17 protein-coding genes are annotated in these 14,897 nt (G+C 69.8%); 13 read left to right on the top strand and 4 right to left on the bottom strand.

The window, feature by feature from the left end:
- The first annotated feature begins 4 nt into the window (after positions 1 to 4).
- On the top strand, positions 5 to 1,222 hold the full coding sequence (gspF, locus tag CFB35_RS00205) for a type II secretion system inner membrane protein GspF (protein WP_059638548.1): 1,218 nt from the start codon (positions 5 to 7) through the stop codon (positions 1,220 to 1,222).
- A gap of 36 nt (positions 1,223 to 1,258) precedes the next feature.
- Here the strand turns inward: gspF and CFB35_RS00200 are convergent, their stop codons facing one another.
- On the bottom strand, positions 1,259 to 1,669 hold the full coding sequence (locus CFB35_RS00200; protein WP_011882773.1) for a hypothetical protein: 411 nt from the start codon (positions 1,667 to 1,669) through the stop codon (positions 1,259 to 1,261).
- A gap of 180 nt (positions 1,670 to 1,849) precedes the next feature.
- On the opposite strand from CFB35_RS00200, the gene gspG reads away from it, so the two are divergent.
- From gspG to CFB35_RS00160, 8 genes are read left to right on the top strand one after another with little or no spacing between them, the layout of a single operon-like run.
- A complete protein-coding gene (gene gspG / locus CFB35_RS00195; protein WP_027783126.1) occupies positions 1,850 to 2,302 on the top strand; it encodes a type II secretion system major pseudopilin GspG in 453 nt (150 codons plus the stop codon).
- Positions 2,303 to 2,341: 39 nt separating this feature from the next.
- Positions 2,342 to 2,911 carry a GspH/FimT family pseudopilin gene (locus CFB35_RS00190; RefSeq protein ID WP_089464411.1) on the top strand — a complete coding sequence of 190 codons (570 nt, stop codon included), beginning with the start codon at positions 2,342 to 2,344 and terminating at the stop codon, positions 2,909 to 2,911.
- A complete protein-coding gene (gene gspI / locus CFB35_RS00185; protein ID WP_373453001.1) occupies positions 2,908 to 3,315 on the top strand; it encodes a type II secretion system minor pseudopilin GspI in 408 nt (135 codons plus the stop codon). Before CFB35_RS00190 ends, gspI begins: the two co-directional genes overlap by 4 nt.
- 7 nt (positions 3,316 to 3,322) lie before the next feature.
- Positions 3,323 to 3,982 carry a type II secretion system protein J gene (locus tag CFB35_RS00180; protein ID WP_060008867.1) on the top strand — a complete coding sequence of 220 codons (660 nt, stop codon included), beginning with the start codon at positions 3,323 to 3,325 and terminating at the stop codon, positions 3,980 to 3,982.
- Positions 3,983 to 3,984: 2 nt separating this feature from the next.
- On the top strand, positions 3,985 to 5,094 hold the full coding sequence (gene gspK / locus CFB35_RS00175; protein ID WP_059580677.1) for a type II secretion system minor pseudopilin GspK: 1,110 nt from the start codon (positions 3,985 to 3,987) through the stop codon (positions 5,092 to 5,094).
- 26 nt (positions 5,095 to 5,120) lie between these two features.
- Positions 5,121 to 6,497 (top strand): type II secretion system protein GspL, encoded by a 1,377-nt coding sequence (gene gspL, locus CFB35_RS00170; RefSeq protein WP_089464410.1) that lies wholly within the window; start codon positions 5,121 to 5,123, stop codon positions 6,495 to 6,497.
- Complete coding sequence (gspM, locus tag CFB35_RS00165; protein WP_054928223.1) at positions 6,494 to 7,000, top strand: type II secretion system protein GspM; 507 nt, start codon at positions 6,494 to 6,496, stop codon at positions 6,998 to 7,000. Before gspL ends, gspM begins: the two co-directional genes overlap by 4 nt.
- Positions 7,001 to 7,036: 36 nt before the next feature.
- Positions 7,037 to 7,825, top strand: coding sequence for a type II secretion system protein N (locus tag CFB35_RS00160; RefSeq protein ID WP_059638602.1), 789 nt, complete (start codon positions 7,037 to 7,039; stop codon positions 7,823 to 7,825).
- 24 nt (positions 7,826 to 7,849) lie between these two features.
- Here CFB35_RS00160 and CFB35_RS00155 read toward each other — a convergent pair whose 3' ends face one another.
- Positions 7,850 to 9,421 (bottom strand): efflux transporter outer membrane subunit, encoded by a 1,572-nt coding sequence (locus CFB35_RS00155; RefSeq protein WP_089464409.1) that lies wholly within the window; start codon positions 9,419 to 9,421, stop codon positions 7,850 to 7,852.
- 312 nt (positions 9,422 to 9,733) lie between these two features.
- Entirely contained in the window at positions 9,734 to 10,018 is a 285-nt protein-coding gene (locus CFB35_RS00150; RefSeq protein WP_089464479.1) for a multidrug ABC transporter ATPase, read from the bottom strand.
- Positions 10,019 to 10,192: 174 nt separating this feature from the next.
- Here CFB35_RS00150 and CFB35_RS00145 point away from each other — a divergent pair, with 174 nt between their 5' ends.
- Both CFB35_RS00145 and CFB35_RS00140 read left to right on the top strand, forming a co-directional pair.
- Positions 10,193 to 10,681, top strand: coding sequence for a MarR family winged helix-turn-helix transcriptional regulator (locus CFB35_RS00145; protein WP_059580411.1), 489 nt, complete (start codon positions 10,193 to 10,195; stop codon positions 10,679 to 10,681).
- A 177-nt stretch (positions 10,682 to 10,858) separates the two neighbouring features.
- Positions 10,859 to 12,421 carry a DHA2 family efflux MFS transporter permease subunit gene (locus tag CFB35_RS00140; protein WP_059580409.1) on the top strand — a complete coding sequence of 521 codons (1,563 nt, stop codon included), beginning with the start codon at positions 10,859 to 10,861 and terminating at the stop codon, positions 12,419 to 12,421.
- A gap of 72 nt (positions 12,422 to 12,493) precedes the next feature.
- Here the strand turns inward: CFB35_RS00140 and CFB35_RS00135 are convergent, their stop codons facing one another.
- A complete protein-coding gene (locus CFB35_RS00135; RefSeq protein ID WP_059580406.1) occupies positions 12,494 to 13,420 on the bottom strand; it encodes a LysR family transcriptional regulator in 927 nt (308 codons plus the stop codon).
- Between the two features lie 141 nt (positions 13,421 to 13,561).
- On the opposite strand from CFB35_RS00135, the gene CFB35_RS00130 reads away from it, so the two are divergent.
- Both CFB35_RS00130 and CFB35_RS00125 read left to right on the top strand, forming a co-directional pair.
- On the top strand, positions 13,562 to 14,035 hold the full coding sequence (locus CFB35_RS00130; RefSeq protein ID WP_089464478.1) for a CidA/LrgA family protein: 474 nt from the start codon (positions 13,562 to 13,564) through the stop codon (positions 14,033 to 14,035).
- A gap of 13 nt (positions 14,036 to 14,048) precedes the next feature.
- On the top strand, positions 14,049 to 14,771 hold the full coding sequence (locus CFB35_RS00125; protein WP_059580404.1) for an LrgB family protein: 723 nt from the start codon (positions 14,049 to 14,051) through the stop codon (positions 14,769 to 14,771).
- The last annotated feature ends 126 nt before the right edge of the window (positions 14,772 to 14,897 follow it).

The raw sequence follows: 14,897 nt of genomic DNA, 5'->3' as shown, positions 1-14,897 counted from the left end.
CGCGATGCCGGCATTCCGTTTCGAAGCAATCGATGCGGCGGGACGCGCGCAGAAAGGCGTGATCGATGCCGACAGCGCGCGCGCCGCGCGCGGCCAGTTGCGCACGCAGGGGCTCACGCCGCTCGTCGTCGAGCCGGCCGCGAGCGCCACGCGCGGCGCGCGTTCGCAGCGGCTCGCGTTCGGCCGCAAGCTGTCGCAGCGCGAACAGGCGATTCTCACGCGCCAGCTCGCGAGCCTGCTGATCGCGGGGCTGCCGCTCGACGAGGCGCTCGGCGTGCTGACCGAGCAGGCCGAGCGCGACTACATCCGCGAACTGATGGCCGCGATCCGCGCCGAAGTGCTCGGCGGCCATTCGCTCGCGAATGCGCTGGGCCAGCACCCGCGCGATTTTCCGGAGATCTACCGCGCGCTGGTCGCGGCCGGCGAGCACACCGGCAAGCTCGGCATCGTGCTGTCGCGCCTCGCCGATTACATCGAGCAGAGCAATGCGCTCAAGCAGAAGATCCTGCTGGCGTTCACGTATCCGGGCATCGTCACGCTGATCGCGTTCGGCATCGTCACGTTCCTGCTGAGCTACGTCGTGCCGCAGGTCGTCAACGTGTTCGCGAGCACGAAGCAGCAGTTGCCGATCCTCACGGTCGTGATGATGGCGCTGTCGGAATTCGTGCGGCACTGGTGGTGGGCGATCCTGATCGCGGTCGCGCTCGTCGTGTGGTTCGTGAAGGCGACGCTGTCGCGCGCCGGGCCCAGGCTCGCGTTCGATCGCTGGGTGCTGACCGCGCCGCTCGCGGGCAAGCTCGTGCGCGGCTACAACACGGTGCGCTTCGCGAGCACGCTCGGCATTCTGACCGCGGCCGGCGTGCCGATCCTGCGTGCGTTGCAGGCGGCCGGCGAGACGCTGTCGAACCGCGCGATGCGCGCGAACATCGACGACGCGATCGTGCGCGTGCGCGAAGGCTCCGCGCTGTCGCGCGCGCTGAACAACGTGAAGACGTTTCCGCCGGTGCTCGTGCACCTGATTCGTTCGGGTGAAGCGACGGGCGACGTGACGACGATGCTGGATCGCGCGGCCGAAGGCGAGGCGCGCGAGCTGGAGCGCCGCACGATGTTCCTGACGAGCCTGCTGGAGCCGCTGCTGATCCTCGCGATGGGCGGCATCGTGCTCGTGATCGTGCTGGCCGTGATGCTGCCGATCATCGAGCTGAACAACATGGTGCAGTGACGTGGCGGCCCGATTCCGCGTGCCGGGCCGCGGCCGTCAGCGCATGTAGATCGCTGGGGACGGCGTGTTCGCCGGGAGCTGGACTTCGGCGCGCGCGCCGTTGCGGTCGACGATGATCGAGCGGCTGCGCACTTCGGCGAGCTTCGCGCCGGGCGCGAGCTCCGCGCCGAGCGACACGGCGCGCGGCGGTTCGCCGCCGATGCCGACGATCGCGGCGCCGCCATGATCGAGCGCGAGAATGCCGAACAGGTGGATGTCCTGGACGGGATTCTTGTCGAGCTGGCCGCCGAAGAGCGCGGCGGCGTCCTCGGTGCGGATCGGCAGCCGCGCGGCGGCGGCGGGCAGCGGCGCTTCGCGGGCCGACAGCGTGACGACCCAGTAGGTGGCCGTCGCGCACAAACCCGCGAAGAGGGCGAGGGAAAGGATCCGGATCGAGAGCGCGTTCATGCGCGCTATTGTACGGATGTATGTGAAATTTGCGTTGGGTGAAAGCCCTCGGCGATGCGCGCCTTACAATGCGGGCTCCGCGCCCGGGGTATCGGAAGCCTGTCGTCAGGCCGGCATTCCGGAATGCCCGTCGGGTGCGTCACTCAATCGACGACATTTTTTGGAAAGAGGTAGTCAGTCATGCAAACGTGGATCACTCGCCGCAACGCGGCCGTGCGTCGTCAGCGCGGTTTCACGCTGATCGAGATCATGGTGGTGGTCGCGATCCTCGGGATCCTGGCGGCGCTGATCGTGCCGAAGATCATGAGCCGCCCGGACGAGGCGCGCCGCATCGCCGCGAAGCAGGACATCGGCACGATCATGCAGGCGCTCAAGCTGTACCGTCTGGACAACGGCCGCTATCCGACGCAGGAACAGGGCCTGAACGCGCTGATCCAGAAGCCGACCACCGATCCGATCCCCAACAACTGGAAGGACGGCGGCTATCTCGAGCGCCTGCCGAACGATCCGTGGGGCAACGGGTACAAGTACCTGAACCCGGGCGTGCACGGCGAGATCGACGTGTTCAGCTACGGCGCCGACGGCAAGGAAGGCGGCGAAAGCAACGACTCCGACATCGGCTCGTGGCAATGAGCCGGCGCTGATCGGCCCGACGTTTCATTCCCGTTCTTCATGCTCGCCATTCGCACGACCTCCCGCTGCGGCCGCGATTGCCGTGCGCATCGCGGTGCGGTGCCGTCCGTCCCGGCGGGCGCCGATGGCGGCTTGACGACGCCCCGCGCGGCGCGGCGTCGCGCGCGCGGTTTCACGCTGCTCGAAATGCTGGTCGTGCTCGTGATCGCGGGGCTGCTCGTGTCGCTCGCGTCGCTGTCGCTGACGCGTAATCCGCGCACCGACCTGCGCGAGGAAGCGCAGCGCATCGCGCTGCTGTTCGAGACGGCCGGCGACGAGGCGCAGGTGCGCGCGCGGCCGATCGCGTGGCAGCCGACCGCGCACGGTTTCCAGTTCGACGTGAGCTCGCCCGACGGCTGGCGCACGCTGCGCGACGACCTGCTGCGCCCGCGCGACTGGGACGGCGGCGTCACGGGCGCGGACATCGATTACCCGGGGTCGGACACGCGCGCGAACCGCGTCGTGTTCGGCACCGAGAGCATCGACACGCCGGTGCGCGTGACGCTGCATTCAGCCGCCGGCAGCGCGACGATCGTCGGCACCGGCAACGGCCGCTACGAGGTGCAATGACGATGCGTCGTCGCCTGCCCTTCCCCGTTTCTTCCGCCCGCGGCTTCACGATGATCGAGGTGCTGGTCGCGCTCGCGATCATCGCGGTCGCGCTCGCCGCGTCGATCCGCGCGGTCGGCACGATGGCGACCAATGCGTCCGACCTGCATCGCCGGCTGCTCGCCGGCTGGAGCGCCGACAACGCGCTTGCACAACTGCGGCTCACGCATGCGTGGCCGGAGGTCGGCGAACAGAGTTTCGACTGCTCGCAAGGCAACGTGCAGCTCGTCTGCACGCAGCGCGTGAGCACCACGCCGAACCCGGTGTTCCGGCGCGTGCGGATTTCGGTGAGCATGCCCGGCCGTTCCGGCGTGCTCGCGCAGATGGTGACGGTGGTCGCGAATGAAACCAGCCGTCCGCTCTGACGCGCCGATGCGACGCCCGTCCGCCCGTGCCGCCCGCGGCTTCACGCTGATCGAGCTGATGATCGCGATCGCGATCCTCGCGGTGGTCGCGATCCTCGCGTGGCGCGGGCTCGACCAGATCATGCGTGGTCGCGACAAGGTGGCCGCCGCGATGGAGGACGAGCGCGTGTTCGCGCAGATGTTCGACCAGATGCGCATCGACGCGCGGCTCGCCGCGACCGACGACGAGGCCGGCCAGCCGGCGATCGGCGTCGCCGGCAATACGCTGCAGATCGTGCGCGAGCTCGACGTGCCGGGCGTCGCGCCGCGACTGCAGGTGGTCCGCTACCGGATCGCCGGCGGGCGCGTCGTGCGCTATGCGTCGCCGCCGGTCGACGACACGAACCGGCTGCGCACGATGCTGAAGGACAGCAGCGTCGAAGGCTGGAGCTGGGTCGCGCTGATGGGCGGCGTCGGCGCGATCGACGCGAAGCTGTACGTGCCGCGCGTGGGCTGGACCACCAACCTGCAGACGGCCGACGAAGCGCTCGCGCAGAACAACGACGCGCTCAAGGTGCCGCAGCTCGGCAACGCGCCGCCCGCGCGCGCGGTGACCGGGCTGCAGGTCAGCATCGGCGCGACGTCGCTGCGCGTGCCGGTCACGCGCATCTTCCTCGTCGGGGAATGACGATGCGTGCGCGCCCTTTCCGTCGAATGCCTGCCCGCCGCCAGCGCGGCGCGGCGATCATCACCGCGCTGCTCGTGGTCGCGCTGTCGGCGATCCTCGTGTCGGGGATGCTGTGGCGCCAGCAGGTGCAGATCCGCCGCATCGAGAACCAGCGCGTGATCGCGCAGGCACAGTGGGTCGCGCGCGGCGCGCTCGACTGGACGCGAATGATCCTGCGCTCCGAAGGCGACACGGCGCCCGGCATCACGTATCTCGGCGGGATCTGGGGCGTACCGATCGCGAAGACGAAGCTGTCGGATTTCCTCGGCCGGATCGGCGCGCCCAACGAGACGGGCGGCGACGACACGTACCTGTCCGGCTCGATCGAGGACGCGCAGGCGAAGTTCAACCTGCGCAACCTCGTGTCGTCGCCGGCGCCCGGCGTGCTGCAGTTGAACGTCACGCAGATGCAGGCGTTCCAGCGCCTGCTGACGACGCTCGGCTACGACAGTGCCTTCGCGAAGCGCATCGCGCTGCAGGTGCGCGCGGGGCTGCTGCATTCGGCCACGCGATTCCAGATGCCGAACCTGCCCGGCGGCGGCGGCACCGCGGCGAATGCCGCGACCGCACCGGTGACGAGCGGCGACATGCAGGGCAGCGGCTTCACCGACGATCCCGGGATGGCCGGCGGCGAGCGCGGGCCCGCGCCGCTGATGATGACGCGCGTCGACAGCCTGCTCGACGTCGACGGCGTGACACCCGAAATGGTCGCGCGGCTGCGCCCGTTCGTCACCGTGCTGCCGACCACGACGCCCGTGAACATGAACACCGCGCCGGCCGAAGTGATCGCCGCGCTGATACCGGGGATGAGCGTGTCGTCCGCGCAGGCGCTCGTCGCGCGCCGCGAGACCGTGTTTTTCCGAAACGTCGGGGACGTGCAGCTCGCGCTGCGCGGAGCCGGCGCGCCGCCGAACGTGACGATCGACTCGAGCCTCGTCGACGTCAATTCGAGCTATTTCATCGTGCATGGCCGGATCCAGCACGAACGCGCGGAGGTCGACCGTACCTCGCTCGTGTATCGTGATCCGACCACGCACTCGACGCGGATCGTGCGCATCCGCGATCAGCTATAACGACGCCAATCGGGAGAGGAGCGCTTGTGAGCACGTTGATTGTTTCTTTGCCGCCGCGCGAGCCGGCCGTGCCGCTGCAGGAATGGCAGTGGCCCGAGCTGCCGTTCATGCTCGTCGACAAGGCCGGCCAGGTGCAGCGCGCGGGCCGCGCCGCGCTCGCGCTGTTGCCGCGCGCGAACGCAACGGTGCTGATCGTCGCCGCGCGCGACGTGCTGCTGCTGGCCGCGACCGTGCCGCCGCTGAAGGGGCCGAAGCTGCGTCAGGCGCTGCCGAACATCGTCGAGGATCAGTTGATCCAGGATCCGCTCGGCTGCCACATCGCGCTCGATCCGGCCGCCCTGCCCGACGGGCGCCGCGTGCTGGCCGTCGTCGATCGCGCGTGGTTCCGCACGATCTGCGACGCGTTCACCGCGGCCGGCCACCGGCACCTGAGCGCGGTGCCCGCGACCCGCTGCCTGCCGGCGCCGCGCGCGTCGGCCGAAGCGGCATCCGCCTCGGCGCTGGCCGACGGTGAGGCGATCGACGCCGCCGCGCTCGCCGCGGACGCCGCCGCGCCGCTCGCCCGTCCGGCCACGGTCGCCGCGGTGCTCGGGCTCGCGACGGCGGTCGAACCGGTGCTCGTCGAAGCCGGCGCGCTGCCGGCCGCGGCCGGGGCGCCGCGCCTCGAGCTGGCGGTCGCGCGCGGCGCGCTCGGCGAAGGCTTCGCGGCGCCCGCGTCGCGCGCGGCCGGCACGCTGGCCGCGCTCGCGGGCGGCGGCGCCATCGAACTGTACGAACTCGGCGAACCGGGCGCGGAGCCGCGGCTCGCGTCGGTCGGCCGCGCCGACGCGCCGCTGCTGCCGGGCGCCGCGCCGCTGTCGTTCGACACGTTCGCGCGCCGGGCGCTCGCCGAGCCATTCGATCTGTGCCAGTTCGAATTCGAATCGCAGCCGTGGCGCTTCGATCGCGCGACGCTCAAGCGCCTGCGCGTGCCGATCGCGCTGGCCGCGGCGACGCTCGGCGTCGCGGTGATCGGGATGAACCTGCACTGGTGGAAGCTGTCGCGCGAGCGCGATGCGCTGTCCGCGCAGATCACCGAGACGCTGTTGTCCGCGTTCCCGAAGACGACCACCGTGCTCGATCCGCCCGCGCAGATGCAGCGCCAGCTCGACCAGCTTCGGCTCGCTGCCGGCGAGCTGTCGCCGAACGATTTCCTCGCGCTTTCGAGCGGCTTGTCGCGCTCGATGGGCGCGCTGCCGCTGAACGGCATCGCGTCGCTCGACTATCACGACCGGCGGCTCGACGTCGGCTTCAAGCCGGAGGTCAAGGTCGATCCCGATTTCACGCAGCGCCTCGCGCGTAACGGACTGTCCGGCGAAGTCGACAGCAACACGGGCAAATGGACGATCCGGAGCCGCTCATGAAAACCGAACAACTGAACCAGACGCTCGCCCAGTTCTGGGGCGAACGCACGCCGCGCGAGAAGACGCTGCTCGGCTGGGGCGGCGCCGTGCTGGCGGTCGCGATCGCGTATTCGGTGCTGTGGTCGCCCGCGCAGGAGGGCCGCGCGCGGATCCAGCGCGAGCTGCCGGCGATGCGTCACGAACTCGCGCAGATGACCGCGCAGGCGAACGAGGCGAAGTCGCTGGCGGCCGCCGCGCAGGGTGTCGCGCCGACCGGCCTCGCGCTGAAGGATGCACTGACCGCGTCGCTGTCCGACCACGGGCTGCAAGGCGCGCAGGTGCAGATCGTCGGCAATGGCGTGCAGATCCAGATGAAGAACGTGTCGTTCCCGGCGTGGACCCAGTGGCTCGACGATGCGCGCCGGCAATTCAAGGTGCAGGTCGGCGAGGCGCATGCGACGGCGCTGAAGGAGGACGGCCAGGTCGACCTGACGGCCGTGATGCAACCTTCCGTCCAGAAATAGATGACGGCAGTGGATGACGCATACGAAGGCCGGCCGATGCGGCCGTGGGCGAGACGGCTCGTCACCGTATTGCCGTGGGTGCTGGCAGGCGGTCTGGCGACGGCGGTGACGCTCGTCGCGCTCGCGCCGGCCGCATGGATCGCGCCGCAGTTCGCGCGTGCGACCGGCGGCCACGTGAATCTCGTCGATCCGGAAGGCTCGCTGTGGCACGGCTCGGGCACGCTGATGCTCGCGCCGGGCGCCGACCAGAGCGCGGCGACGCTGCTGCCGGGCCGGGTCGAATGGACCACGCGCTTCTGGCCGTTGCTGACCGGGCGCGTGCAGATGCGCATGCGGCAGACCGAAGCGATGCCCGATGCGGTCACGCTCGATGCGACGTGGCGCGGCGCGGTGCTGTCGGCGGGCGCGATGGCGGTGCCCGCGTCGCTGCTCACGGGGCTCGGCACGCCGTTCAACACGCTCGATCTGCAGGGCGACGTGCGGCTCGCCTGGAGCGACTGGCGGCTCATCGGCAGCAACGCGTTCGGCCAGCTGACGGTGACGATCGATTCGATGAGTTCGCGCGTGTCGCGCGTGAAGCCGCTCGGTTCGTACCGCGCGGTATTGCAGGCGAAGGGCGCGGGCGCCGATCTCGACCTGTCGACGACGCAGGGCCCGCTGTTCCTCGACGGGCACGGCAGCTTCGGCCCCGGCCAGGGCTCGTTCCGCGGGACCGCGCACGCGGCGCCCGAGCAGCAGGCGAATCTCGCCGGGCTGCTGAACCTGCTCGGCCACCCGATCGGCAACAACCAGGTTTCGCTGATCTTCGGCGACGCGCAGCGCTGAACGCGCGCGTCGCCCGCTTCCCTTCTACTTCTGCGCGAGCGGCGCGGCGGCCGACGGTGCGGTGGCCGCGGGCGCGGCCGCACCGGACGCCGGCAAAGGCGCCGGCGCCGCCATGCCGCCGTTCTCGCGCGCCATTTCCGATACGTTCCAGCCGCCGCCGAGCGCCTTCACGAGCCCGACCGACGACACCATCCGCTGCCCGGCGATCGTCGCGAGCTTCTGCTGCGCGGTGAACGCGGTGGTCTGCGCGGTCAGCACGTTCAGGTACGCGACCGTGCCGGCCTTGTACTGGTTCGTGACGATCGCGAGCGCGTGCTCGGCGCTGTCGACGGCTTGCCGCTGCACGTCGATTTCCTGCGCGAGGATGCGCTGCGACGCCAGGTTGTCCTCCACGTCCTGGAATGCGGTGAGCACCGCGAGACGATAGGCGGCGACGTCCTGGTCGTAGGTCGCGCGCGCGGCGTCGGTCTGCGCGGCGCGCAAGCCCGCGTCGAACAGCGTGGCCGCGAGCTGCGGGCCGACCGTCCAGAAGCGTGCCGGCAGCGTGAACAGCTGCGACCACACCGAACTCTGGAAGCCGCCGCTGGCCGACAGCGTGAGCGTGGGGAAGAACGCCGAGATCGCGACGCCGATCTGCTCGTTCGCGGCCGCCGCGCGGCGCTCGGCCGCCGCGACGTCGGGCCGGCGCTCGAGGATCGTGGACGGCACGTCGACCGGCGTGACCGGCGGCTCGGCCGCGAGCGGGTTCGGCGGCAGCGAGAAGGTCGACGCGGGCTCGCCGATCAGCGTCGCGATCGCATGCTCGTACTGCGCACGGGCGACGCCGTTGTCGATCTGCGCGGCCTGCGCGCTCTGCAGCTGCGTTTGCGCCTGGATCACGTCCGCGCGCGCGGCGACGCCCTGCGCGTACTGGTTCTGCGTGAGCTGCAGCGACCGTTCGTACGATTTCACGGTGTCGTCGAGCAGCTTTTGCAGCGCGTCGGACGTGCGCAACTGGAAATAGGTCTGCGCGAGCAGCGCCTGCTGCGATAGCCGCGCGTTCGCGAGATCGGCCGCGGCGGCCGCTTCGCCGGCGCGCTGCGCGCTGACGGTGCGGCTCACCTTGCCCCATAGATCGGGTTCCCAGCTGGCGTCGAGGCCGACGCTGTAGCTGTTGTTGATCGATCCGGTCGAGCCGCTGCCGAAATTCGACGACGAGCCCGACGACAGCGACGTGCGCGGCGTCCGCGCGCGCGAGCCCGATGCGCTCAGCCCGACGGTCGGGAAATACGCGGCGCGCGCCTCGGTGACGAGCGCGCGCGCCTGCCGGTAGGCGGCGGCCGATTGCGCGATGGTCTGGTTCGACGCGTTGAGCTTGCCGATCAGCGCATCGAGCTGCGGATCGTTGTAGACCGTCCACCACGCGCCGCGATCGGCCCGATCGGCGGGCTGCGCGACTTTCCAGCCGGCCGGCGCTTCCTTGAAGGCGGCGGGAATCGACGTGTCGGGCCGGTGATAGTCGGGCCCGACGGCGCAGCCGGCGAGCAGCACGGCCGTCGCAATGGCGACGGCGGCGCTCAGCGGGCGAACGGCGCGCGGGAGGGAGGCGTACGGCATGGTGGTTTTCCTGTCTGGGCGCGACGGCCGGCGAGCGGCGCCGCGCGATGCGGTCATGCGGTGCGGTCGTTGGCCGCTGGCGGACAAATGGTAACTGACGGCGGGAAAGCCGCGCAGCCCTAAGGGTACGGTGGGCGGCGGCCCGAATGTGTTACCGGCGCGGGCGGCCGGTTTACCGGCCATTACGGCCGGCTTGCGGGAAAACGGGCGTGCGAATGGGCATCCAACGGACGGACGGCAGCGGCAGCGCGCGACGCGGCCGGCGATCGGGCGGGACAGTGTGGAAAGCGGGCGCGCGGCGGCGTCAGTGTGTCAGTGGCAGCGCACGGGCACCGCGACGGGTTTGGCGGCGGCCGGCCATGTCGACGGCTCCGTCGCGGCCGGCTGGCTCGTGCGGCGGGCGCCGCCCTTCGTGTTGCGCTGCCGGCGATGATCGAACCACGCGAACCCGAGCGCCGCGAGCGAGCCGCCAGGCACGACCAGCATCGTCACGTACAGCGCGATCTTCCAGCCGCGGTGCGGCCCGGAGAACACATGATGAGCGGTATCGGTCAGGTTGCGGCGCAGCGCGCCGGCGGCATTTTTCAGGAACAGCATCGCGAACATCCTCGGGTGCCCGGCAGTGCGGGCCGATCGGTCAGAACATAGTCTCCGGCGGTGCAACATGCACGTCGTAACTGGTTGACTTAAATAATATTGACTAAGCAATCATTTTTCAAGATACTGGGCGCGTTTTAACCCGAAACGCACTATTGCTGCGCGCGCAATCGTATGACCGGCGGCCTCTACGATCCCGAGAACATCGCGCTGGAAACGAGCCTCGGCTATTACCTGTCGAAGGCGAAGCAGGCGCTCGTCGAGCGGATGGATCGCGCGCTCGAGCCGCTCGACCTCACCGCGCAGCAGATCGGCGTGATCCTGCTGCTGTCGCGCGGTTACGCGCGCACGCCGTTCGAACTGTCGCGCAAGATGTCGTACGACAGCGGCTCGATGACGCGCATGCTCGACCGGCTCGAACGCAAGGGGCTGATCGCACGCGCGCGCAGCGAGCAGGACCGCCGGATGATCGAGCTGACGCTGACCGACCGCGGCATCGAAGCCGCCCGCGCGCTGCCGTCGCTCGTCGCGACCGTGCTCAACGCACAACTCGAAGGCTTCTCGGCCGACGAACTCGCGACGCTCACCGGCCTGCTGCAACGCTTCATCGCCAACGGGCCCGGCTCGACCGGCTGCCCGAAGCCCGACGAACCCGACTGCTGATGCACGCGGAGCCCCCATGTCGCAGTTAAACATTCGCTTATTTCTCTGTCTGGGCAGAAGATGACAAGGCACTCGCTCCGCTTTTCCCCTTTTTCCTTCCACCCGGCCGGGCCGCGCTGCGTCGCGCGTCCGTGCGTTGTGCCGGCGCGCCGCGCGCGCCGCGTCTAGGAGATTCCGATGTCCGCCACCACGGCATCCGCCCCCTCCCCCGCCGCCGAACCGGCGCCGCTGACCGGCGGCGCGCTCGCGCTGCTGACCGTCGGGCTCGCGCTCGGCACTTTCATGGAAGTGCTCGACACGTCGATCGCGAACGTCGCGGTGCCGACCATCTCGGGCAGCCTCGGCGTCGCGACTAGCGAAGGCACGTGGGTGATCTCGTCGTACTCGGTCGCGTCCGCGATCGCGGTGCCGCTCACCGGCTGGCTCGCAAGGCGGGTAGGCGAAGTGCGCCTCTTCACGCTGTCGGTGCTCGCGTTCACGATCGCGTCGGCGCTGTGCGGCCTCGCGTCGAACTTCGAGACGCTGATCGCGTTCCGATTGCTGCAGGGCCTCGTGTCGGGGCCCATGGTGCCGCTGTCGCAGACGATCCTGATGCGCAGCTACCCGCCCGCGAAACGGGGGCTCGCGCTCGGGCTATGGGCGATGACGGTGATCGTCGCGCCGATCTTCGGCCCGCTCCTGGGCGGCTGGATCAGCGACAACTACACGTGGCCGTGGATCTTCTACATCAACCTGCCGATCGGCGTGTTCTCGGCGACCTGCGCGTACTTCCTGCTGCGCGGCCGCGAGACGAAGACGACGAAGCAGCGGATCGACGCGATCGGCCTCGCGCTGCTCGTGATCGGCGTGTCGTGCCTGCAGATGATGCTCGACCTCGGCAAGGACCGCGACTGGTTCAACTCGTCGTTCATCGTCGCGCTCGCGCTGATCGCGGTCGTGTCGCTCGCGTTCATGCTCGTGTGGGAGGCGACCGAGAAGGAGCCGGTGGTCGACCTCACGCTCTTCAAGGACCGCAACTTCGCGCTCGGCGCGCTGATCATCTCGTTCGGCTTCATGGCGTTCTTCGGCTCGGTCGTGATCTTCCCGCTGTGGCTGCAGACGGTGATGGGCTACACGGCCGGCAAGGCCGGTCTCGCGACCGCGCCGGTCGGGCTGCTCGCGCTCGTGCTGTCGCCGCTGATCGGCCGCAACATGCACCGGCTCGACCTGCGGATGGTCGCGAGCTTCGCGTTCATCGTGTTCGCGGGCGTGTCGCTGTGGAACGCGACGTTCACGCTCGACGTGCCGTTCAACCACGTGATCCTGCCGCGGCTCGTGCAGGGCATCGGCGTCGCTTGCTTCTTCGTGCCGATGACGACGATCACGCTGTCGAGCATCTCCGACGAGCGGCTCGCGAGCGCGTCGGGGCTGTCGAACTTCCTGCGCACGCTGTCCGGCGCGATCGGCACGGCCGCCAGCTCGACGTTCTGGGAGAACGACGCGATCTATCACCATGCGCGGCTGTCGGAATCGGTGAGCGTCTATGCGCAGAACACGACCGATTACCAGGGCGCGCTCGCGCAGCTCGGCATCGTCGGGCAGACGGCCAATGCGCAGCTCAACCAGCTCGTCACGCAGCAGGGCTTCATGATGGCGACCAACGACTTCTTCCACCTGTCGGCGGGCGTGTTCATCGCGCTCGCGGCGCTCGTGTGGATCACGAAGCCGAAGAAGGGCGCGGGGCCGGCGATGGGGCATTGAGGGCCCGACGGGCGGCCGTCACGGCCGCCCTTTTTGTTTCACTGTCCGCTTCATCGCCCGGCGGCCCCACCCTCACTCCCGCGCTCGTAATCCCCCGAACGCCAGATCGTCGGCCGGCGCGAGCGGCAGCGTCGCCCGCGCGACGTCGAGCCACGCGCGCGCCGCGTGCGACAGGTAGCCCTTCTTCAGCCAGCCGAGCGCGATCGCCCACGTGATTTCCGGCTCGACGATCGGCCGGCACGTGAACTGGCCCGCGTCGAGCCGCCGGCAATACGGCTCGGGCAGCAGCGCGATGCCGACACCCGCATGCACGAGGGCGGCCATGAAATCCCAGTGGCCGCTGCGGCTCACGATCGACGGCGTGAAGCCGGCCTGCCGGCACGCATCGAGCACCGCGTCGTGCAGCGCGAGGCTTTCCGCATAGAACACGAACGATTCGCGCGCGAGATCCGCGAGCGGCACGGCCGTGTGATCCTCCCAGCGCGACTCGCGCGGCGCGACGAGCCACAGCGGCGCGCGCACCATCGGCAGCCGCTCGAACGTGCCGGGATCGACCGGCTCCAGCAGCCCGCCGAGCTCCAGCTCGCCCGACGTCAGCGCGGCCTCGATCATCCGCGCGCCCTGCTCGAACAGCTTCAGCTCGATGTTCGGGTAGCGCTGCTTGTACGCGGCGATGATCGGCGTGAACAGCGAGCCGCCGAGCGGCGGAATGCCGATCGTCAGCTCGCCGCGCCCGAGCGTGCCGAGATCGTTCAGCTCCGACTGCAACTGCGCTTGCGCGGCGAGCACGTCCTGGCCGCGCTGGAACACGATCCGCCCGGCGTCGGTCAGCACCATCTGCCGGCCGTCGCGCAGCAGCAGCGGCGAACCGATCTCGTCCTCCAGCGCCTTCACCATCTTGCTGATGGTCGGCTGCGTGACGAACAGCCTGTCGGCCGCCGCGGTGAAGCTCTGCTGGCGAACCACCTCGACGAAGTACCGCAGCGCGCGCAATTCCATCGATCACTCCCCACATTGGTGCAGCCACGTCAAAACGAATTCCGGATTGGAATGAGAAGGATAGAGACAAGTCATTTTATTTATGGTTAGGGGAAACCCTATACTGAGGCCATCGACAGAAACATCCGTATGGAGCCCGCCATGAACCAGCCGACCGCCACTGCCGCCGCCCGCCCCGCCGCTTCGGGCAGCCTCGCGCACACGGGCCGGATCGTGCTGCAGGCCACCGCGCTCGGCGTGCTGTGGATGGCGGTCGACTGGGCCGTGCGCAAGATCGGGCTGCCGATTCCGTCCGGCGTGATCGGCCTCGCGGTGCTCCTCGTGCTGCTGTTCTCGGGCCGCGTCGCGCCGGCGTGGGTGAAGGACGGCGCGAACTGGCTGCTGTCCGACATGCTGCTGTTCTTCGTGCCGGCCGCCGTCGCGGCCGTGCAGTACGGCGGGCTGTTCCGCGAGGACGGCTGGCGCATCGCGCTGGTGATGCTCGCCGGCACCGCGTTCGTGATGGTCGCGGTGGCCGTCGCGGTCGATCTCGCCGCGAAGCTCGAACGCCGGCTCGCCGCACAACGCGTGTTCGCCGAGCGCCGCCGCGCGCGCCTGAGCGCCGTCGCACACTGAGCCGGAGCCTTCCATGCTCGCCGCGCTATCGAACCTGCCCGCCGACCGCGTGAATACCGCGATCTCCGTCGGCTGCTTCGTGCTGACGGTCGTGCTGTATTTCGCGTCGAAGCGGCTCTACGCGTACAAAAAGACGCTGCTGTTCTCGCCGCTCGTGTTCGTGCCGGGCGTGCTGGTGCTGCTCGTGCTGCTGACCGGCATCCCGTATTCGGTCTACTTCCGCGACACGCGCTGGCTGATGTGGCTGCTCGGCCCGGCGACGATCGCGTTCGCGGTGCCGATCTACGAATACCGCGACCTGATTCGCCGGCACTGGCTGTCGTTGTCGGTCGGCGTCGCGGTCGGGATCGCCGCGGGCGTGTGCGGGTCGCTGCTGCTCGCGAAGCTGCTGCATCTGTCGCCCGAGCTGCAGCGCTCGCTGATGACGCGCTCGGTGTCGACGCCGTTCGCGCTCGCCGTGTCGGACAAGATCCACGCGCCGAAGGACCTCACCGCCCTCTTCGTGATCGCGACCGGCATCTGCGGAATGCTGCTCGGCGAGCTCGTGCTCGCGCTCGTGCCGATGCGCACGCGGCTCGCGCGCGGTGCGCTGTTCGGCGCGGCCGCCCATGGCGTGGGCACCGCGAAGGCACGCGAGATCGGCAGCGAGGAAGGCGTCGTGTCGAGCCTGACGATGATGATCGCGGGCGTCGCGATGGTGCTGATTGCGCCGCTGCTCACGCTGCTGCCGATCTGACGCCCGACGGGCGGGCGCCGCCGCCTGCCCTTTTCTCCGCGCGGCCGATTCCGCCCCGCTGGGCCGCCTGCGCCGCCGTTCCCCCCTGCATCGAGCCGGCGCCGCGCCGACAATCGGCTGAGATAG

It is taken from the genome of Burkholderia sp. AU16482, from assembly GCF_002223285.1.
Taxonomy (GTDB): Bacteria; Pseudomonadota; Gammaproteobacteria; order Burkholderiales; family Burkholderiaceae; genus Burkholderia; species Burkholderia semiarida.
The sequence above is the reverse complement of the archived record's forward strand: the minus strand, read 5'-3'. Positions and strand labels throughout refer to the sequence as shown.

Excerpts from the sequence above, each read along its gene's own strand:
- CFB35_RS00140 (WP_059580409.1), top strand. The coding sequence starts at position 10,859 with ATGTCCGCCACCACGGCATCCGCCCCCTCCCCCGCCGCCGAACCGGCG.
- CFB35_RS00145 (WP_059580411.1), top strand. The coding sequence starts at position 10,193 with ATGACCGGCGGCCTCTACGATCCCGAGAACATCGCGCTGGAAACGAGC.
- gspF (WP_059638548.1), top strand. The coding sequence starts at position 5 with ATGCCGGCATTCCGTTTCGAAGCAATCGATGCGGCGGGACGCGCGCAG.
- gspG (WP_027783126.1), top strand. The coding sequence starts at position 1,850 with ATGCAAACGTGGATCACTCGCCGCAACGCGGCCGTGCGTCGTCAGCGC.
- gspI (WP_373453001.1), top strand. The coding sequence starts at position 2,908 with ATGACGATGCGTCGTCGCCTGCCCTTCCCCGTTTCTTCCGCCCGCGGC.
- gspM (WP_054928223.1), top strand. The coding sequence starts at position 6,494 with ATGAAAACCGAACAACTGAACCAGACGCTCGCCCAGTTCTGGGGCGAA.
- CFB35_RS00180 (WP_060008867.1), top strand. The coding sequence starts at position 3,323 with ATGCGACGCCCGTCCGCCCGTGCCGCCCGCGGCTTCACGCTGATCGAG.
- CFB35_RS00130 (WP_089464478.1), top strand. The coding sequence starts at position 13,562 with ATGAACCAGCCGACCGCCACTGCCGCCGCCCGCCCCGCCGCTTCGGGC.
- CFB35_RS00155 (WP_089464409.1), bottom strand. The coding sequence starts at position 9,421 with ATGCCGTACGCCTCCCTCCCGCGCGCCGTTCGCCCGCTGAGCGCCGCC.
- gspK (WP_059580677.1), top strand. The coding sequence starts at position 3,985 with ATGCGTGCGCGCCCTTTCCGTCGAATGCCTGCCCGCCGCCAGCGCGGC.
- CFB35_RS00200 (WP_011882773.1), bottom strand. The coding sequence starts at position 1,669 with ATGAACGCGCTCTCGATCCGGATCCTTTCCCTCGCCCTCTTCGCGGGT.
- CFB35_RS00135 (WP_059580406.1), bottom strand. The coding sequence starts at position 13,420 with ATGGAATTGCGCGCGCTGCGGTACTTCGTCGAGGTGGTTCGCCAGCAG.
- CFB35_RS00190 (WP_089464411.1), top strand. The coding sequence starts at position 2,342 with ATGCTCGCCATTCGCACGACCTCCCGCTGCGGCCGCGATTGCCGTGCG.
- CFB35_RS00150 (WP_089464479.1), bottom strand. The coding sequence starts at position 10,018 with ATGCTGTTCCTGAAAAATGCCGCCGGCGCGCTGCGCCGCAACCTGACC.
- CFB35_RS00160 (WP_059638602.1), top strand. The coding sequence starts at position 7,037 with ATGCGGCCGTGGGCGAGACGGCTCGTCACCGTATTGCCGTGGGTGCTG.
- CFB35_RS00125 (WP_059580404.1), top strand. The coding sequence starts at position 14,049 with ATGCTCGCCGCGCTATCGAACCTGCCCGCCGACCGCGTGAATACCGCG.